17 protein-coding genes are annotated in these 18,038 nt (G+C 34.7%); 6 read left to right on the top strand and 11 right to left on the bottom strand.

Features of this window, described 5'->3' with window-relative positions:
- Window positions 1-105 precede the first annotated feature (105 nt).
- Window positions 106-1,509, top strand: coding sequence for a hypothetical protein (locus ABWU75_RS01905; RefSeq protein WP_265017649.1), 1,404 nt, complete (start codon window positions 106-108; stop codon window positions 1,507-1,509).
- A gap of 206 nt (window positions 1,510-1,715) precedes the next feature.
- Here ABWU75_RS01905 and pstB read toward each other — a convergent pair whose 3' ends face one another.
- The 8 genes from pstB to ABWU75_RS01865 all read right to left on the bottom strand — a co-directional run bounded on the left by pstB (window position 1,716) and on the right by ABWU75_RS01865 (window position 8,325).
- Complete coding sequence (gene pstB / locus ABWU75_RS01900) at window positions 1,716-2,474, bottom strand: phosphate ABC transporter ATP-binding protein PstB (RefSeq protein ID WP_253307333.1); 759 nt, start codon at window positions 2,472-2,474, stop codon at window positions 1,716-1,718.
- The gene (gene dapB / locus ABWU75_RS01895) at window positions 2,471-3,256 is read right to left on the bottom strand and encodes a 4-hydroxy-tetrahydrodipicolinate reductase (protein WP_253307334.1); all 786 of its coding nucleotides are present in this window, start codon (window positions 3,254-3,256) and stop codon (window positions 2,471-2,473) included. Before dapB ends, pstB begins: the two co-directional genes overlap by 4 nt.
- Before the next feature lie 470 nt (window positions 3,257-3,726).
- The gene (locus tag ABWU75_RS01890; protein ID WP_353286721.1) at window positions 3,727-4,620 is read right to left on the bottom strand and encodes an Rpn family recombination-promoting nuclease/putative transposase; all 894 of its coding nucleotides are present in this window, start codon (window positions 4,618-4,620) and stop codon (window positions 3,727-3,729) included.
- Window positions 4,621-4,944: 324 nt separating this feature from the next.
- Complete coding sequence (gene holA / locus ABWU75_RS01885) at window positions 4,945-5,961, bottom strand: DNA polymerase III subunit delta (protein WP_264732416.1); 1,017 nt, start codon at window positions 5,959-5,961, stop codon at window positions 4,945-4,947.
- 5 nt (window positions 5,962-5,966) lie between these two features.
- Window positions 5,967-6,155 carry a hypothetical protein gene (locus tag ABWU75_RS01880; protein ID WP_096618007.1) on the bottom strand — a complete coding sequence of 63 codons (189 nt, stop codon included), beginning with the start codon at window positions 6,153-6,155 and terminating at the stop codon, window positions 5,967-5,969.
- A gap of 131 nt (window positions 6,156-6,286) precedes the next feature.
- Entirely contained in the window at window positions 6,287-7,096 is an 810-nt protein-coding gene (locus ABWU75_RS01875) for a metal ABC transporter permease (protein ID WP_353286955.1), read from the bottom strand.
- Between the two features lies 1 nt (window position 7,097).
- Window positions 7,098-7,454: an Mth938-like domain-containing protein gene (locus ABWU75_RS01870; RefSeq protein WP_253307338.1), complete on the bottom strand. Its 357-nt coding sequence runs from the start codon at window positions 7,452-7,454 to the stop codon at window positions 7,098-7,100.
- 4 nt (window positions 7,455-7,458) lie between these two features.
- Window positions 7,459-8,325 (bottom strand): 4-(cytidine 5'-diphospho)-2-C-methyl-D-erythritol kinase, encoded by an 867-nt coding sequence (locus tag ABWU75_RS01865; protein WP_353286954.1) that lies wholly within the window; start codon window positions 8,323-8,325, stop codon window positions 7,459-7,461.
- An 81-nt stretch (window positions 8,326-8,406) separates the two neighbouring features.
- Here ABWU75_RS01865 and ABWU75_RS01860 point away from each other — a divergent pair, with 81 nt between their 5' ends.
- The 4 genes from ABWU75_RS01860 to ABWU75_RS01845 all read left to right on the top strand — a co-directional run bounded on the left by ABWU75_RS01860 (window position 8,407) and on the right by ABWU75_RS01845 (window position 14,054).
- Window positions 8,407-11,769, top strand: coding sequence for a UvrD-helicase domain-containing protein (locus tag ABWU75_RS01860; protein ID WP_353287057.1), 3,363 nt, complete (start codon window positions 8,407-8,409; stop codon window positions 11,767-11,769).
- A 394-nt stretch (window positions 11,770-12,163) separates the two neighbouring features.
- Window positions 12,164-13,270, top strand: a complete 1,107-nt coding sequence (locus ABWU75_RS01855) for a D-alanyl-D-alanine carboxypeptidase family protein (protein WP_353286953.1) — start codon at window positions 12,164-12,166, stop codon at window positions 13,268-13,270.
- 108 nt (window positions 13,271-13,378) lie between these two features.
- On the top strand, window positions 13,379-13,693 hold the full coding sequence (locus ABWU75_RS01850; protein WP_064124961.1) for a DMT family transporter: 315 nt from the start codon (window positions 13,379-13,381) through the stop codon (window positions 13,691-13,693).
- Window positions 13,694-13,709: 16 nt separating this feature from the next.
- The gene (locus ABWU75_RS01845; RefSeq protein ID WP_264732404.1) at window positions 13,710-14,054 is read left to right on the top strand and encodes a DMT family transporter; all 345 of its coding nucleotides are present in this window, start codon (window positions 13,710-13,712) and stop codon (window positions 14,052-14,054) included.
- Window positions 14,055-14,077: 23 nt separating this feature from the next.
- On the opposite strand, the gene ABWU75_RS01840 is transcribed toward ABWU75_RS01845, so the two are convergent.
- The 3 genes from ABWU75_RS01840 to prfB all read right to left on the bottom strand — a co-directional run bounded on the left by ABWU75_RS01840 (window position 14,078) and on the right by prfB (window position 16,511).
- On the bottom strand, window positions 14,078-14,374 hold the full coding sequence (locus ABWU75_RS01840) for a hypothetical protein (RefSeq protein ID WP_353286952.1): 297 nt from the start codon (window positions 14,372-14,374) through the stop codon (window positions 14,078-14,080).
- On the bottom strand, window positions 14,347-15,342 hold the full coding sequence (locus ABWU75_RS01835) for an ankyrin repeat domain-containing protein (protein ID WP_353286951.1): 996 nt from the start codon (window positions 15,340-15,342) through the stop codon (window positions 14,347-14,349). The genes ABWU75_RS01840 and ABWU75_RS01835 overlap by 28 nt, the downstream gene beginning before the upstream one ends.
- Before the next feature lie 64 nt (window positions 15,343-15,406).
- Window positions 15,407-16,511 (bottom strand): peptide chain release factor 2 gene (prfB, locus tag ABWU75_RS01830; protein ID WP_353286950.1). Its coding sequence is split into 2 segments (ribosomal slippage): window positions 15,407-16,435 and window positions 16,437-16,511, totalling 1,104 coding nucleotides; the frame shifts between segments, so codons are not numbered across the junction.
- A 154-nt stretch (window positions 16,512-16,665) separates the two neighbouring features.
- Here prfB and mgtE point away from each other — a divergent pair.
- Window positions 16,666-18,036: a magnesium transporter gene (gene mgtE / locus ABWU75_RS01825; protein ID WP_253308930.1), complete on the top strand. Its 1,371-nt coding sequence runs from the start codon at window positions 16,666-16,668 to the stop codon at window positions 18,034-18,036.
- Window positions 18,037-18,038: the final 2 nt, after the last annotated feature.

Below are 18,038 nucleotides of genomic sequence, written 5' to 3'. Positions count from 1 at the left end.
TTACTTAAATATTTCTCACTCAAGTTTCATTTTGTTAACATATTAAGAAAAATTGACTTTTTGTCTAAAATAATATAAAATAAAATAATAGTTGGTGAGGTAAAAATGTCAGTATCAAAAGAGCGTAAGGAATATTTACTAGAAAAGTTTAAATATGCTGCCAAAGAATTTGGCAAATCTGGTACAAAGTCCAATCATAAAACAGTACCAAAAGAACAGCAACTCTCTATTGATTTAGGTAACAAAAAAGTTTTTGGTATTATAAACAGAATTTTACACTGGATAGAAAGTAAATTTACATATTTTTTTCCACGCTATAATTTATTTTCAGAAGTTGGAGTTAAAGGAAGAAAAATTCCTAGAACTAATACAAAGGTTAAGTATTTTAACTCTGATGAACAGTTTGATCAAAGCAAATTTATTGGTGAGGAAGATGGGGAACTAAGGTTATACGACTTAGAAGGCAAGCTATATGATACAACTGATAAAATTAGTAAGGGTAAAAAAGGTTGTGTAGCTTATGTGATCACGCTTGATGGCAGATTGGTAACTCATGAACATATTAATGTTAATAAAAACGAGTGGGCTTATCGTCATTCAACTCTTGCAGGTGGTAGGCCAGTTTTATGTTCTGGTTTAATAAAAGTGGTAAATGGTAAAATAACTTATATAGACAATAATAGTGGGCATTATAAACCAGAATCAGCAAACTTATACAATGCAGTGAAAAAATTAGAAGGTCTATTTTCGAAAGATGCAAAAGTTGTCTGCTTACCATATTGGGTTGGCTTGCAAAAACAAATTCCGTTTATACGCAAAATTATTCCAGCTAAACAAGAGCCAGCAGAGGAATTCTTGAAAAGGATGGAGAAAAAAGGAAAAGATGGATTGACTCAATATGAAAGACATTTTAAAGGGGTAAAAGAATATAATGAACAGTATGAACAAAAGTTGCTTCTTGCAAGCTATAAGTCACCTACAAATGAACTGCCCTGCAAACCAACTATACATAAAAAACACAGGTTGAAATACTCTGAATATATTAACTTACACCTTAATTTTTTGAAAGAGTTCGATGAAAATCCCAAAGTGCAAAAAATGGCAATAGAGCACTCAATAAGAAGGATTATTGGAGCAAATTATGGCCATAAACCTACAGTTGCGCTTGCTAAGGCACAGATAGCTAAAGATGGAAAGTTGCAAGAAACGGACGAAATAGTAGGTATAAATGTAACCTTTCACCATGAGAACGATTGTAATAGCTTTGCTAAATTTCTGGATCTCAAAAAGCATAGCTATAATTGCACATCTCATCTGAAGGACAAAGAAATTGATGAGCTTCTTAAATATACATATGACGAAAAAGATAGAGCCACTATAGAAAAATTAATGCCCAATAAACATACAGTTTTTATGAGTACAGACCAGGCTGATAAGTTTATAAAGGACACTTTACAAATTGAAATAGACAGTGTTGAACAATTGGGTATCCGTTTAGTGGAGCGTTAAAACAGATAAACAAAGCAAGACAAAAAGGTAATCAGAGAGTAAATGTGAGAGAATTCTGCAAAAATTTACAGTAAAAAATAGAAAAGTTAGAAGCAAAAAGAATGAAGTGGTATTTTTTGAATGATCCAACCGCTACCATGCTGAATGACAAATACGGCATACGGATACATTTTTTAAAGTAGCCAAGCTACTTTGATGACAGAAACCTAATGATCCAGGATATACTCCTTTGTTAAGGGAGATTGAGCATTTTCGAATATTTCTTGAGTGCTTCCAGACTCAACAATTCTGCCATTATGAAAGAAAATTACACTATCAGATAACTTTTTAGCTTGCTTCATTGAATGAGTTACCATAATTATAGTAAACCTTAATTTCAGCTCTTGTATAAGATTTTCGATTGCATTGGTTGCCATTGGATCAAGAGCGGAGCACGGTTCATCCATTAATAAAATAGTTGGCTTCACTGCAATTGCGCGAGCGATGCATAGCCTCTGTTGTTGGCCACCGGATAAATCGAGTGCACTATCTTGCAATCTGTCTTTTAATTCTTCCCATAAGCCAACTTTAGTTAAACTATTTTCCACCATCTCATTCAATTTTTGCTTATCCTTCACCATACCATGCAGTTTTGGCCCATAAGCAACATTGTCATATATTGATTTTGGAAAAGGATTTGGCTTTTGAAATACCATGCCAACTTTTGCTCTGAGTAGCACAACATCCATATCGCGTGAATATATATCACCCAGCCCATCGATATCTAATTCACCAACAGTTTTGCATCCAGGTACATAGTCATTCATACGATTAAAACAACGCAAAAATGTTGATTTACCGCACCCGGATGGTCCGATAAAAGTAGTAACTTTTCTTTTATAAATATTCAAATTTATATCGAATAAAACTTGCTTAGAGCCATACCAGAGATTTAAATCTTTAACAGAGGCACGTGTATTGCTCATATCACATCCTGCATTGAATAGAGCCCCGGAATTTCTCTTTTATTTTCATATAGCCATACTGCTGCTTGAACAGCTCCTCTAGCAAATGTTGTGCGATCAATTGCTTTGTGGTTTAGTTCTATCCGTTCATCAGAATTAACAAACATCACGCTGTGATCTCCTATTACTCCACCTCCACGAGATACTGCAAAACCTATTCCCCCCTTTTTTCTTATGTTTGAACCACTATGTAAATATTGATTGGACTGAAAATCCACTTTTGAAGCGTTAGCAATTGTTTTGCCAAGTTCTATAGCTGTTCCAGATGGTGAATCCTTTTTTAAGTTATGATGCATTTCCCAAATCTCAACGTCATATTCATTACCTAAAAGCTCAGCAGCTTTTTTTACCAATTTCAGCAACACATTAACCCCAACACTCATATTTGCTGACCATAATATTGGAACTTCAGCAGCATATTCTTTCAAATCGACACCTTCTATTCCAGTTGTGCCACTAACCAGCGGTGTTTTAAATTTTACAGCTGCTTTAAGGCAGTCTAACATACATTCTTTAGTTGTAAAATCTATTACAACGTCGGATAACTCAAATATGCCACTAATAGAACTTGTAACCTTGATTCCTAGATTGGCTATAATTGGTCCAATATCTGAATCTATGTACTTACTGCCTGAACGGGCAACAGCACCTGCTATTTCCACTTCGGCATTTGTAATTAATTCATTGAGTATTTTCTTGCCCATTCTGCCTAAGCAGCCTATTACTCCAACTCTGATTTTCATAAAGCTTTTTACGTTTATTAAGAATGTTATGCCTTTTTTTAAGCTCTGTCACTTCTGATCTATATTCTATAGCTGACCCAAGCAACACGTCATGCCGTTGCGGATAGATTCCGCTAACTAGTAGCGGAATGACGATTGTCGGTGAACCTAAGTTACTTTAGCTATAGCTGACCCAAGCAACACGTCATACCGCCGCGGCGCTAACTAGTAGCGGAATGACGGTTTTTCAAATTGTCGGTAAATCTAAGTCAGTTTAGCTATATATGACTCATTTCTTTACTGTAACTTAACAAGAACTGGTATGTAGCTAATAGTTATTGACAATAAGGGTAATTAACTTTGATAAGAATCTTTTCTGTGTTCAATTGAAGTCTATATGTTCTGGAATATCTATATAGTAAATTATGCGGTAATCGTAGACTACGCTGCCCACTTAAATTATGCCACAAAGGTTTTCCAAGTGTAACCGTTCACAGATTTCCACTTAATTCTTCAATCTCACTAATAGAAAGGCCTGTAAACTTGACAATAGTGTTGACATCAACATTATTAGCCAGCATTGCTTTTGCGACTTCAATTTTCCCTTCAATTTTTCCTTTCTCTATACCTTTTTGTATACCTTTCTCTTCAGCAAGATCAAGTCTGTATTCAAGAATGGCTTCTTCTTTCCGTAGATCCATTATTCTTTCTTCGTAAGCTACTAAATCTTTTTCGTTCCAACGAAACTTGTCTAATTCATCATATGCTAGCTTTATTATTGGCGCTTTTTCTGCTATCTCTTTTAAGTCCTCTTCTGTTGTTTCTTCTGCGTATTTAAAAAAGAAACACCACCTTTCTACTATACTTTCTAACTGCTCTACTTTACTTTTTGAAAATTTGGGCAATTCTATAAAGATAAATTGAAAATCTTTTAAGTAATGGCCGTTAGTTTTTATATCACGTATATTGTGAGTAGAAATATAATCAACTTCTTCAGGAAGTAAGTTACAATTTGATATAGCAATAAAGAAGACTTTCTTTAAATCAATGTAGTTGCCAGATTTATCTAATTGTCTTGAGTAGGCTTTAGCGGCATATAATTGAGCGCGTTTTTCGAAGCCCTTGTCTCTAGCGAGCTGCATTTCTGCTATATATCTATTTTCGTGAGAATCCTTGCAGAGAACATCAACAATACTTTGTTTATCAGAGGCAACTTCGGGATCCATAATAGTGCTAAGAAACTCAACTTCTTGTATTGCATTTATCTCAGTAAACCCTAAAATATCGTTCAAAAAGTGGATCAGGATATTCTTATTTTTTTCCGTTCCAAAGATTTTTTTGAAACACAAATCATTGCGAGGATCGAGAAATTTTGAAAGAGCCATGGCAAAAATGCTTGAAAATATTAATAATTATACACTATTATTAACAATTATTCAACCATATTTTTGAAGATAGCTATAGCTATGCTGCCGCGGTATCTCTTAGCATAGATCCCGCTAACAAGTAGCGGGATGACGAGGTTATCGTCATGCCGCCGCGGCGCTAACTAGTAGCGGAATGACGGTTTTTCAAATTGTCGGTAAATCTAAGTCAGTTTAGCTATAGGCAGCAATTTTCTGTATTTATTTTAAATTGAAGAAAGCTCAAATGAAAGATCATGTTTTGCTAAAAATCACAGAATGTAGTCTGGTTACACCTTATCTTTGTTAGCTATAGCAAGTAATTGTATTTGTAATATGACAAATCACCTGCTGAAAAATCATTTTATGATCTAAATCAGTTTTTTTACAGGTAACTTCTAAGCTTATCAATTCTTCCAAAATCTTTTTAAGTTCTGAAAGTTGCAAACTTTTCAAATGAGATTTAAAGCTCTGCAATTGTTTAAAAAACAATGGAGGGCTTAGCTGATCAATCGCATCCTGCTCACTCATTCCACCTTGCACTGACAGCAAAACGTTTTCAAGGCGTAGGAAATAATTTGATATAATGCGAATTAGCGCTATCGGTGAAAAATTTTCTTGCGATATCAATGCATCAGAAATTCTAATGAAGCGCGACATATCTTTACTTGCTATGGCAGAGCATAGATCATCAAGTGTAGCATAGTCGTTGCCGGAAGTTGAAAAGCATAATTCTATATCAGTAAGTTTTAGGTCTTTTCTTTCCCCTAAGTACAAAACTAACTTCTCAAGTTCTGAACATATAGGCAGCTTGCTATGATTAAAGTAAGATTGCAAATGGTAGATTATCTCATTTGTGCATTTTATATCATTTTGTTTTAAGTAACTTGATATAATGTCATAAAGATTGCTGTTGCTGTCCTTATAGCAAGCAATCACACCAAAAATTTTTGAACTCTCCATATAACTTTTAGTCGCAGAATTATATGGAAGATCACTTGCTACCATCATTACATAGTGACCACTTGCGTTATAATCCAATACGTTTTTTAACTCTTTGGATATACCTCCACTCACATTTATCAGCTTAATTAATTTTTTGCTGGTAAACATCGAAATGTTTGCCAATTCAGAAAACAGTAAACCGGGTGACTTATTCACTATTGCAAAATCCATCACCTGAACTGAATACTCATCCAAATTGGCAATTATTTCTTGTACATAAAAACCAACCCTACTGTTATCACTTCCATGAATTAACACACCACTTAAAGCATCAGGTTTCTCTAGGAATTTTTTAACTTTGGATGGTATGACCCTCATGCCATCTATATGATATCATTCTCATTTGATTGTACATGAGTATCCAAAGACTCTGAGTTTTCTTGCGCAATATTGTGCACATCATCTGCCGTACTCTGCACATTATCCGACTCTTCTGTTTTTCCTGTAATATAATTATAAAATTTTTTCACAGGTTGAGATATATATTTGGAAAAAAATCCTTCTTCGCTCATATTGCTTACTCCATAAAATTAACAGCTTATCATTAGCACATAAACAATAATATAGCAAAGACTATTTTGTGCTAAGATAGTGATGTTTTATAATGAGTATATTACAAAATTATTAACATTCGAGACTAAAATCAAGCCAACCTGCTTAATACTAACCTTATAAAATAAGCGATAATTAAATATATGGCTGCAACAAGTATAATTGCAGGTCCAGTTAACAAATCAAAACTTGCAGATAACATCAGACCTGATATCCCAGAAATCACAGAAAAAACTGTTGCAACAATAATCATCTGCATTGGAGTTTTCGAAATGAGCCTTGCAGATGCTGCTGGTATTAGCAAAAATGCAGCAATGAGTAATATTCCTATTAATTGGGCAGCAATTGCTATAAATATAGCAAGAGTGATTAAAAATTCTAGTCTAACAAAATTAACATTAATCTTTTCAACTACTGCTAAATCTTGATTAATTGAAATCATTAACCAATAACGCCATCTAAATATTAATATCAAAGTAACTATTACAGAGATTAAAAAAATCAATATTATATCACTTTGATCGAGCGTTAATATATCACCAAACAGTGAGCTAATAATACTATTATTGCCCGATGGAAGAAAAGACATAAGTATTAAACTCGATGATAAAACTACATTGGTAACAATGTTCAATATCGTATCAGCAGAATATAATCTGTTAAAATTAAGAGAAAGTAGTATAGCAAATGTAATTGCAATGAGCATTATGCTAAGCGATGGGCTAATCTTAAAGATTAAAGCAAGTGCAACACCAAGCAACGAAGAATGGGATAAACTATCACCAAGATAAGATAACCTTTGCCATATCATAAACGATCCTAAAGCGCCTGTTACTAGGCTAATTACGACTACTGCAACTAGACTATTGATGAAAAAGTCCTGGGTAAACATTTCAAGCATGCTATATGGCTATTAGATAACTGACAACAAATCTATCTTCGGATATTAAAACGTTATGGGTTCTGCATGCTGCACCGGTTGTCATAAATTCAAAATTTAAACCTTTTTGTTCCATAAGATAGGACTTCACTGAAGAACTTGGTATATTGCGTGTTTTACCAGTACCTATTATCAAAATTTCTATTTCCTCTGTTAAAAAAGATTTAAAATGTTCCTTGCTATTTATATCACTTTCTTTCAATTTAATCACCTTTTCAGGAAAAACTATAATTGAGCCGCAATATTCTCTATTATTCACCAAAAATTTTCCTTCCCTGTAACCATTTATAAGATTTTTATTCTCGGAAATTAAGGGCATAAAGTCAAACTATTAATTGAGTGTCACATACCCACCATTCTGGTTGCTTTTCTCTGATATTAACTGCAGCAGCTTTTGCATTTTCCTCACTATCGAATATTCCAAAGCATGATACACCACTGCCTGACATGCGAGAAAGTATAGAGCCTTCTTGTGACTCAAGTGTTGATATCACATCCTGAATTTCAGGTACAAGACTTACTGCTATCTCTTGAAGATCGTTTCTCGTCTCTTTAAGAAGCTTCAACAAATCCTTTTCAGCGTCATCGCTCCATTTAATTGGCTCAGAAAATTCTCCTTCATGTTTGGAAAATACCTCTAGTGTGCTCAAAAACTTTTTTTTCGGCTTCACCAGTACTATATTTGTGGGTAGAGAGAATTTTTTTATGGGACACAACTCTTCACCAATACCTCTAACAAAAACTGGCTTGCTATCTATACTCGCAGGAACATCAGCACCAACGCTTAAAGCTATTTCATTTAAAATCGTCCTATCAATCTTCCACAGCTTCCTTAGTATGCGTACCACAGCTCCAGCATCTGAGGAGCCACTGCCCAAACCCGCAGCAATTGGTATATTTTTCACAACCTTTACAATGACTTTAGTTCGCGCAGGAGCATATCTAAGCAATAGATTAACTGCTCTCATTACGGTGTTGTACCTGTTATTAATTCTAAGTTCGGAATTTACAAATTCAACTGTAGAGTTATCGTATCTAGAATCCTTCTCACCTACTTTTATTTCCAAAAAATTAGAGAGATTAGCAAAGACAAATAAACCTTCAATCAAGTGATATCCTGTTTCCTTCTTATTTATAACATGCAAAAAAAGATTGATTTTTGCAGGCGCCTTTACACAAAAACTTTTCATTATATATCTTCACTAAGATTATTTTTACATTATATGTATAATGCTATTTTAGTCAACTTCTATAAGGTTTTCGCACTTCTGATGAGATCAAATGCCATAAATCCCAATTTCTCTGTATGGGTAAATGCGTCCGCTGGTACAGGCAAAACAAAAATCTTAATAGACAGAGTATTGAGACTTTTATTAGAAAACAAAAGAAATATTCTCTGCTTAACGTTCACCAATGCTGCAGCAAACGAGATGGAGAATCGCATTCACAGCATACTCAGTAAGTGGGCAATATGCTCAGAAAGTGAATTAATAATGGATCTGGAACAACTAGACCTATTGCAAATCAGAAAAAAAGAAACCTGGATCCCAGTGTCGAGCACTGGGATGACAAAAGAAGGTGAAATACTTGATCGTCACTTAACAAGAGCAAGAAGGCTTTTCTCTGAATTGGAAAATCTTGGTCTAACTATACAAACCATACACGCTTTCTGTTACAAACTAATTTCCAACTTTCCCATAGAAGCTGGCATCGCCCCAAATTGTACGCTGAGTGAATGTAAAGAATTACATTCCATCATATTCAATAAAGTGCTTCATAACGAAACTGTGCAGGATGATATCAATCTTATTGCGGCTGAATTTGATGAAAATAAGCTACGCGATTTGCTTTATACTTTATGTATAAAAAGATCGATATCAGAAAATGATTCAGAATATATCAAAGATAAACTCAGTGCTCCAGATGAAATTCATGACTTACAGAGTGAAACGACTGAGCACATAAAAAGATTAGCCGAGATATTAAGTGAAGGCAGTAAAAGAGATCAGAGTTATAGTGAAATACTTTATTCTACTGTCATCCCAGTGCTTGACACTGGGATCCAGAAGAAAAGAAGTGTAGATTCCAGCGTCACGCGCTGGAATGACACCAAAATAGAAAACCTAGCCAAGGTATTTCTCAAATCAGAATCGCACGAAAAAAAGAGCATATCATCCATTGCAACAAAAAGTACTTTAGAAAAATTTAGAGATGCAGAGCAAATAATAGAGAGCGTTCAGAATGTAGTGTTTACTCATATAAAAGACATGAACTCTTATCAAATATTCAAGAGAACCAGTAGCTTACTTGGTATATTTAAAGTATATGTTGATCTATACAGTAGCGAAAAATCAAAAAACGCACTGCTTGACTGCAATGATATAATTGGCTTAGCAACAAATCTTCTCAGCAATCCAAACTACAAAGATTGGATATTGTTTAACTTGGATCAAAAAATAGATCACATCCTTGTTGACGAGGCACAAGACAATAGCATCAGTCAGTGGAAAATTATAACAAATCTCTGCGATGAATTTTTTGCCGGTAATGATGAAAAGCGAACCTTATTTGTAGTTGGTGACGTAAAACAATCCATATACAGATTTCAAGGAGCAAATCCCCATCTATTCAACTATATGCAACAATACTTTCATACGAAAACTGGTGGCAGAGATTGGATATCATGCCAACTTGAAAAGTCATTTCGTTCAACTCCAGAAGTTTTAATGCTTGTAGATAGAATATTTAACAACTTCCGCGCAGAAATATCTTTTGTTGATAATGAAATAAAACATGTTCCACATAGAGAAAATGATCAAGGATATATTGAAATTTGGCCAGCGTTACCAAAGTGTAAAGAGAAAGAACAGCGAGCTTTACAAATTCCTCTGACATGCAGGGAAAATTATATAATAACAGATCGATTACTTGCTCAAACAATAGCCAACAGAATTCACAATTGGTTAAACGAAGGGCGGATTTTAGTCGCTAAAGATCGCCATATAGAGCCAAGGGATATTGTGATTCTGGTACGGCAACGAAACGTGTTAGTTGATTACATAATAAGCGAACTTAAAAAAGCAAACGTGCCAGTTGTAGGCCGAGATTATTTTAGAATTATGGACTATATAGCCGTGCAGGACTTAATAGCTTTGGCCGAATTTTTACTCCTCCAGGCAAATGATCTAGCTCTTGCAAATGCTTTAAAATCACCGTTATTCAATTTTACCGAGGATGATTTATTTAACATTGCATATGACCGTAAAGAGCATTCACTATGGGAAAGAATTCAGGATTATTCTGTGGTTATCTATAGTGAATTAAACTATCTCATTAACTTATCTCGCATAGAGTCTCCTCTTGCACTATTTACACATATATTGCGTACAGGTAAGAAGAAATTTGCTGCAAGGCTAGGTCTTGAGTGCTTCGAGGTTCTAGACGAATTTATGAACCTTGTGTTGCAATTTGAAAACCCATCTCTTCAAGCGTTTGTTCAGTGGATCAAGGAGAATAACCCGGAGATTAAGAATGATATGCAATCAGAACGCAATGCTGTGCGAATAATGACAATTCACAAATCAAAAGGTCTGCAAGCTCCCATAGTATTTTTGGTTGATACAAACACAGTGCCAAGAAACAGTGAAAGCATTATCTTTGATGGAACGGAAGTGCCATTTTGGTGTGGAAAAAACAATAACGCTTATTGTGATCAAGTAAAAAGAGAGAAAAAACTAGAGGATTATAACGAATATTTGCGTTTATTATACGTAGCACTCACACGTGCTGAAGATGAGTTATACATCTTAAGTAAAGAGCCAGTGCAAAAGGGCTCTTGGTATGATCTAATCACTCAGTATGGAGAACCATATGAAAAGAAACAAGCATACTTACAGCCAATATTTAAAGAAAAAGTTGAAGTGCTATGTGTGAACGCAAACTACCCTTACATTTATAAAAAACGTGATTATTTTGACGTTCCAGTCATTTCGCTTCCGCCAAACCTATCAATGTCATTCCAGTGCTTGACACTGGAATCCAGTAAAAAAGAAGGAGAACCAGCATCAGCTACTCACTCTCCGGTGTCATTCCAGCACTCTCTTTCGTCATTCCAGCGCGTGACGCTGGAATCTAATTTCTGGATCCCAGTGTCAGAGCACTGGGATGACAAAAAAAGGAGCACTGGGATGATAGATGGTTATACAAGAGGTCTGATAATTCACAGCATATTACAATATATGCCCAAGATAGAAAAAGAAAGGAGAAAAAACTGGGTCAGAAAATATCTTGACAATATAAACACCAGTGAAGATAAGGATGAAATTTACAGTAAAATATTGGCCTTTAATGAAAAATATGGCTATTTGTTTGACTTAGAAGGCAAATCAGAGATTACACTGAGTGGAATAATCGATGGCGAACCAGTATTAGTACGACTAGATAGGCTATGCATAACGCAAGATAAAGCGATCATAATTGACTATAAATCACACCGTAACGTTTCTGTTTCCTTATTAAATGAAATAAAAAAGCAAATGCTGACCTATAAAACCTTAGTACAAGAAATATATCCAAACAAGCAAGTAGATGTGGTTATTTGGGTGGAAGATTTAACTCTGCAATCTGACTTTTGATGAAACTTGATTACAAGAAATAGCTACTACGTCATACCCCGCGGTATCTCTTAGCATAGATCCCTTACTTAACCGTCATACCGCGATCCATTCGCGGTATCTCTAGATCCCGCTAACAAGTAGCGGGATGACGAATTAATTAACTGTCATGCCGCCGCGAACCGTCTGTTGTGAAGACATAAGGTGCACATAGTGCAAAAAATTAAAAATAAGACGCCAACTACGTTGTTTTCTTGCTGTTTAATCTGCACAGATGAAGATAACTGAATACCTTCACTATCATAATAAGGGGGCTGGCGGAGTTTGTCAAGCAAGTTTTATGCAAGAGATCTATTGAAATGCCCCTGTAAAATTATACTATTAATTAGTGCACTGTAAATTTAAAATTATAGATATGTTAAGCAGATTGGTAATTTTGCTATTAGTTTTTATACTTCCTTTTTCTTCATACTCATACCAGTTTAGAACCAAAGCAAAGCAAGCAGTAGTCTTAGATTTAGCTTCAGACTCGTTCATTTTTGACCATAATTCCGATGAAAAAATGGCCCCATCTTCAATGAGCAAGTTAATGACTTTATATATAGCCTTCGATTATCTAAAAGCTGGAATAATAAATATGGAGGATAAATTTCGAGTAAGCAGAAAAGCGTGGGAAAGAAAAGGCTCTTCTATGTTTTTGAAAGAAGGTCAATCCGTTACGGTGAGGGAATTACTCGAAGGAATTACAATAGTCTCAGGTAATGATGCCTGCATAACACTAGCCGAGGGTATTGCAGGATCAGAAGAGAATTTTGTGGCTGAAATGAATGAGGTTGCACAAAATTTGAACCTGAATGACAGTCATTTTGTCAACTCAAGCGGGTGGCCAGATGGAGATCATTTTATGAGCGCAAAAGACTTGGTAATGCTGGCAAAAAGGATTTTCACTGATTTTCCTGAATATTACGATTTATTTTCTGAACAATATTTGACATATAACGAAATTGCACAAAAGAATAAAAATCTTCTACTTTTTCACGACATTGGGGTTGACGGTTTAAAAACCGGTTATACAAATGCTGGTGGTTATGGCATTGTAGCATCTGCAAAACGAAATGATAGGAGAATTTTTGCTGTCGTAAATGGTTTAAACACTGAGAAAGAGCGAATAGAAGAAGCAAAAAGACTGATACAATACTCCTTAAAACATTTTAATACTAAGAAAATATTTGCTAAAGACAGTGTAGTTGAGGAAGTAAATGTTCTCTATGGAAAAGATAAAAAAGTGCCTATTACAGCTGCAAACGATGTTACCATAACTTACAACCGCAAATTGCATGACCAAATTAAGGTGCGTATTGAATATAAAGATATGATACCTGCACCCATTAAAAAAGGTCAAGAAGTGGGCAAAGTTTTTGTAGAAATACCAGGTGTTGAGCAACAAACTACACCTCTTTATGCAGCAAATGACGTACAGGAATTGAATTTCGTAGAAAAGTTTTTTAGAATGTTATTTTAAGTTTAATATATTGGCTTTCAAAGCAATTTCGAAAGAGAGATCTATTGCACTTTAGTGTAGTTTTAACTAACAATTTCTGTTACAATACAAGATTGAAATGTTACGAAAATGTGCTGGTTATATTTGTTGCTGTCTAGTATCCTAGAGATACTGTGGGCTGTAACGTTAAAGTTTAGTAACAGTTTTACTAAAGTTGTGCCTTCGATTGCAACATTGGTAATTATGATCATTAGCATTTACTTTTTATCTCTTGCAGCATGCTTTCTACCTATTAGAGTATGCTATGCAGTTTCCTCTGGAATATGCACAATTGGAATAACTATAATTGGTGCAACCGCTTTCACAGAGAATATTAATTTATCTCAAGTTTTATGTATCATTTTAATTGTAATAGGAACCATAGGGCTAAAGCTCTCTATTTAAACCTAAAAATTTATGCATGAATTGGATATATTTACTCTTATCGTCACTAATTGAAGTGTTCTGGGTCATAACACTTAAGCATAGTTGTGGATTTACTCATCTCGTACCATCAATAATTAGCATACTCTCCATGGCTCTTAGTACGTATTTACTTTCGCTCGCTATACGTTCTATACCTATCGGAGTATGCTATGCAATTTGGACTGGAGTAGGTGCTATAGGAGCTTCGATACTTGGAGTTTACCTATTTAATGAACCAGTTAATTTATTCGAAGTAATATGCTTTATTTTAGTTACATTCGGGATTATAGGATTAAAATTGTTTGATACTGCAAAACAAACTGTTGATAAAATGGAATAAGAGATCCCACAATTGGAATTATATTAAGGAAATACTTCCTGCACATTCCCATTTACGTTTTGCGCTTCTTTCGTTTCGTCCATTTTAGTACTAGGTTTTAATATGCTATATGTAATACCACCAACTGCTAGTGCCGCTGCTGTAATGATAGCTGCTGCTATCATTACGGACATCAATTCAACTGCAACTGTCCCGGTTGCAAAAAGTGTCACTGCTATTGCAGTACTGAGTGCCGCAGCTGCACAGCCGGCAATAATACCGTTTTTAATTGCCTTCTTTTCCAAAAACTGTTTTATATATCCGCTTTTGTCAAGATCCATTGGGCTTTACCATTTTTATTCTTTAATGAGTAGTCTGCTCCGTTTTCTATTAGAATCTCAATATTTGTGCTGCTGAAGCAATCTGTAGCAAAGTGTAAGGGAGTCCTTCCACATTTATCTACCGCATCAATATTCGCCTTCCCCTTTATCAGGGTTTTCACAATCTCTCCACTCAAGCCACATGAAGCAGCTATGTGTAAAGGAGTCAAACCATCTTTACTTACCGCTTTAACATTTGCTCCTTTTTCTATTAGAGCCTGTACAACTTCTTGATTAGCATTATGTCCTCTAGCAGCCATATGTAGAGGAGTGATCATAGATTCATCTAATGATGCGTTAACATCTGCTCCTTCCTTTACTAGAATTTCTACTATCTCCTTATTATTGCTACTCAAAGCAGCATAATGTAAAGGAGTACATCTATCTTGATTTTTTGCATTAACATCTGCCCCGTTTTCTATTAGAGCTTTTACAATTCCTTCATCGCTATAATGTGAAGCGGCCAAATGTAGAGGAGTATTCCCATACTTATCTACCGCTTTAACATTTGCTCCTTTTTTTATTAGAGCATTAACCACTTCCACATGACCACTACCAGCAGCCTCGTGTAAAGGAGTCAAACCATCTTTATCTACTGTATTAATGTCTATCCCTCTTTCTATTAGAGCTTCTACTATCTTCACATGACCAGTAATAGCAGCTAAAATAAATAATGTTCTATGATGGATTTCCACTTGGTTACGTATGGATGGTAAGCCAAAAAATCCAGGTTCTATGCAACTACTAGTATACTCTATATTTAAGCAGGTGAGACTCGCATCAAAACCAGTTTCGCTCAACTGAGTATATTCATCTGAATCTCGTGACAATTTCTCTCTAATTTTCTCAATTACATTGTCCTTACTTAAATTCCCTTCTTCATTAACTGTACTTAATATTCTTTTCCACTTATCATTGCTCATTGTCATAACTTTACTCCTACTTTAACAATATTTTAATTATCATATATTATGACAAGAAAGTCAACCCTACCTAATTTTGCTTAGTAAGCACACTAACTATGAAACAATCTATATTACCATCAAAAACAGAATTTATATTACCCACTTCATGTCCGGTTCTTAAATCCTTCACCATTTGATATGGATGCATAACGTACGATCTGATCTGATTGCCCCAGCCTATATCGCATTTTTTACCATATTCTTCAGCCATCTTTTGTTCTTTTTTTTCCAGTTCAATTTGGTACAAACGTCCTTTAAGTAATTTTAATGCCTCATCCTTATTTCTGTGTTGAGAACGACCATTTTGGCATTGAACTACAACACCAGTTGGAATATGCGTAATGCGTACCGCACTTTCAGTCTTGTTCACGTGCTGACCGCCTGCTCCGGAAGCACGGTAGGTGTCGATCTTTAGATCCTTTTCATCCACAGCAATATCAATTGAATCTTCTATCACTGGAGTTACTCCTACACTTGCAAAACTGGTATGACGTTTACCATTTGCATCAAACGGCGATATTCTAACCAGCCTGTGAATTCCACTTTCACTTTTTGCCCACCCATAAGCTTTTTCTCCAACGATTTTTATCATTGCAGACTTTATACCAACCGACTCTCCTTCTAATTTTTCTACAACTTCAACTTTAAAGTTGTGATAAATTTCTGCCCATCTTACATACATGCGCATCAGCATTTCAGCCCAATCATTGCTCTCTGTTCCACCAGCTCCTGAGTGGATTTCTAAAAAGCAGTTATTGTTATCTGCTTCACCAGTAAATAAGGATTCTGTCTCTTTAGGTTTGATTAATTTCTCTAGCTTAGCTAATTCACTTTCAACTTCAGAGAAAAATTCTTCATCATTCTCATCAATAGCAGACTTCATTAAGCTAATGGCATCGTTGTAATCGCTTTCCAACTTTAAAAACAATTCTACGTCATTATTAATTTTAGAACGTTCTTTTAAAATTTCTTGTGCCTTTTGATTGTCTTGCCACAGATTATCATTCGACGCTTGGGAATCCAGCTCTTCAAGACGCAACTTTAATTTTTCTATGTCAAAGACACCTCCTGATAAGAGAAATACTTTTATTTAAGCCTTGAAAGTATTCGAAAATTTCTGAATAAGTTTTCATTATACTTTAGATTTTAATATATTTACTATTACTAACAATAACAGCAAACAAAATAGAAATTTAACCATATGATAGTTAATTCAAAATAATTTCATTATACTTTAATGTTTAAGGAAATCAAGTGTGTATATTTATTAAAAAACAAGGTAAAGTAATGAATATTAAAATAAGTTCTCATTATGGTTTAGACAAAAAGGCTATTGATGACTTAATAGAGTCACTTGATAACGAGGAGCTAGAAAATGTTTGTAATATTGTAAAAACGATAGATAGCGTTCAGTTAGCTTATTTTTTATCTACTTCAATCAGTGATCACAGGGAGAAATTAGTTAATATCCTCGATCAACATTTGTTAAGTGATGCCCTAGTGCATGTAGTGCCAGATTTACAAAGAGAGATCATAGAAACATTGGGAATAGAAAATACAGCAAAGTTACTAATGCTCCTTGATGTAGAAGATATAGTAACCATAGTGAAAGATTTGGATAGAAAGTCTATAGAAAACATACTTAACTACTTACCCAATGCAACTCAAAAATTAGTAGAGGAATTGTTATCATACCCAGAAGAAAGTGCAGGAAGGTTGATACATAAAAATATGGTTATAGCTCCATATTATTGGACGATAAATCAGCTAATGGAATTCTTGCGCAACTATAAAAAAATACCAGAAAGATTTCACCAGATATTCATTATCAACTCAAAATTAGAGCCTATAGGCAGTGTTAATTTAAATAAGGTAATATCTCACTCAGGAGACACAATAATAAAAGAGATAATGGATCATGACATAAAAATCATTAAAACTGGAGTAGACCAAGAGGAAGTAGCAAGAATATTTAAAGATTACTCTCTATTATCGGCTCCGGTAGTAAATAAGAATGGTAAAATTATTGGTGTGATCTTAATTGAAGATGTGATAAAAGTTGTTCAACAAGAAACAGAAGAGGATGTACTCAAAATAAGCGGTGTATCTTCTAAAGCCGATATAAATGCCCCTATACATAAAACTATAATTAAAAGGCTACCTTGGTTACTGTTTAACCTCTTAGCTGCAACAATGTGTTCCATAGTAGTTGGCTTTTTCGATGATGTAATAAAAAGTTTTATAGTACTGCCAATAATCATGCCGATAATTGCATCAATGAGCGGAAATGCAGGATCCCAAACAGTAACGCTAACCATCCGGGCAATCGCAACAAAATATCTAACTGAGCAAAATGCAAAAAGAGTACTGATGAAAGAATTTTTAATAGGTCTTATAAACGGGGTAATTTTATCTACCATTTCACTCGTAGTATTAGCAATAAGATTTCACAATTTCAAAGTGGAGATGATTTTTGTGGTCTCCATGATTATGATGTCAATTATTGCAACGTTCATCGGAACTTTCATTCCTATAATGCTTCACCGTTTAAAGTCTGACCCTGCAGTTTCTTCTTCAATCCTAACATCGGCAACAACTGATATTCTCTCAGCTCTTATGTTTCTTGGTTTAGCTACGATCTTTTTATTAAACAGCTGATA

It is taken from the genome of Wolbachia endosymbiont (group A) of Anthophora plumipes (assembly GCF_964028115.1).
GTDB lineage: Bacteria > Pseudomonadota > Alphaproteobacteria > Rickettsiales > Anaplasmataceae > Wolbachia.
This window is presented reverse-complemented; position numbering and strand designations above follow the sequence as displayed.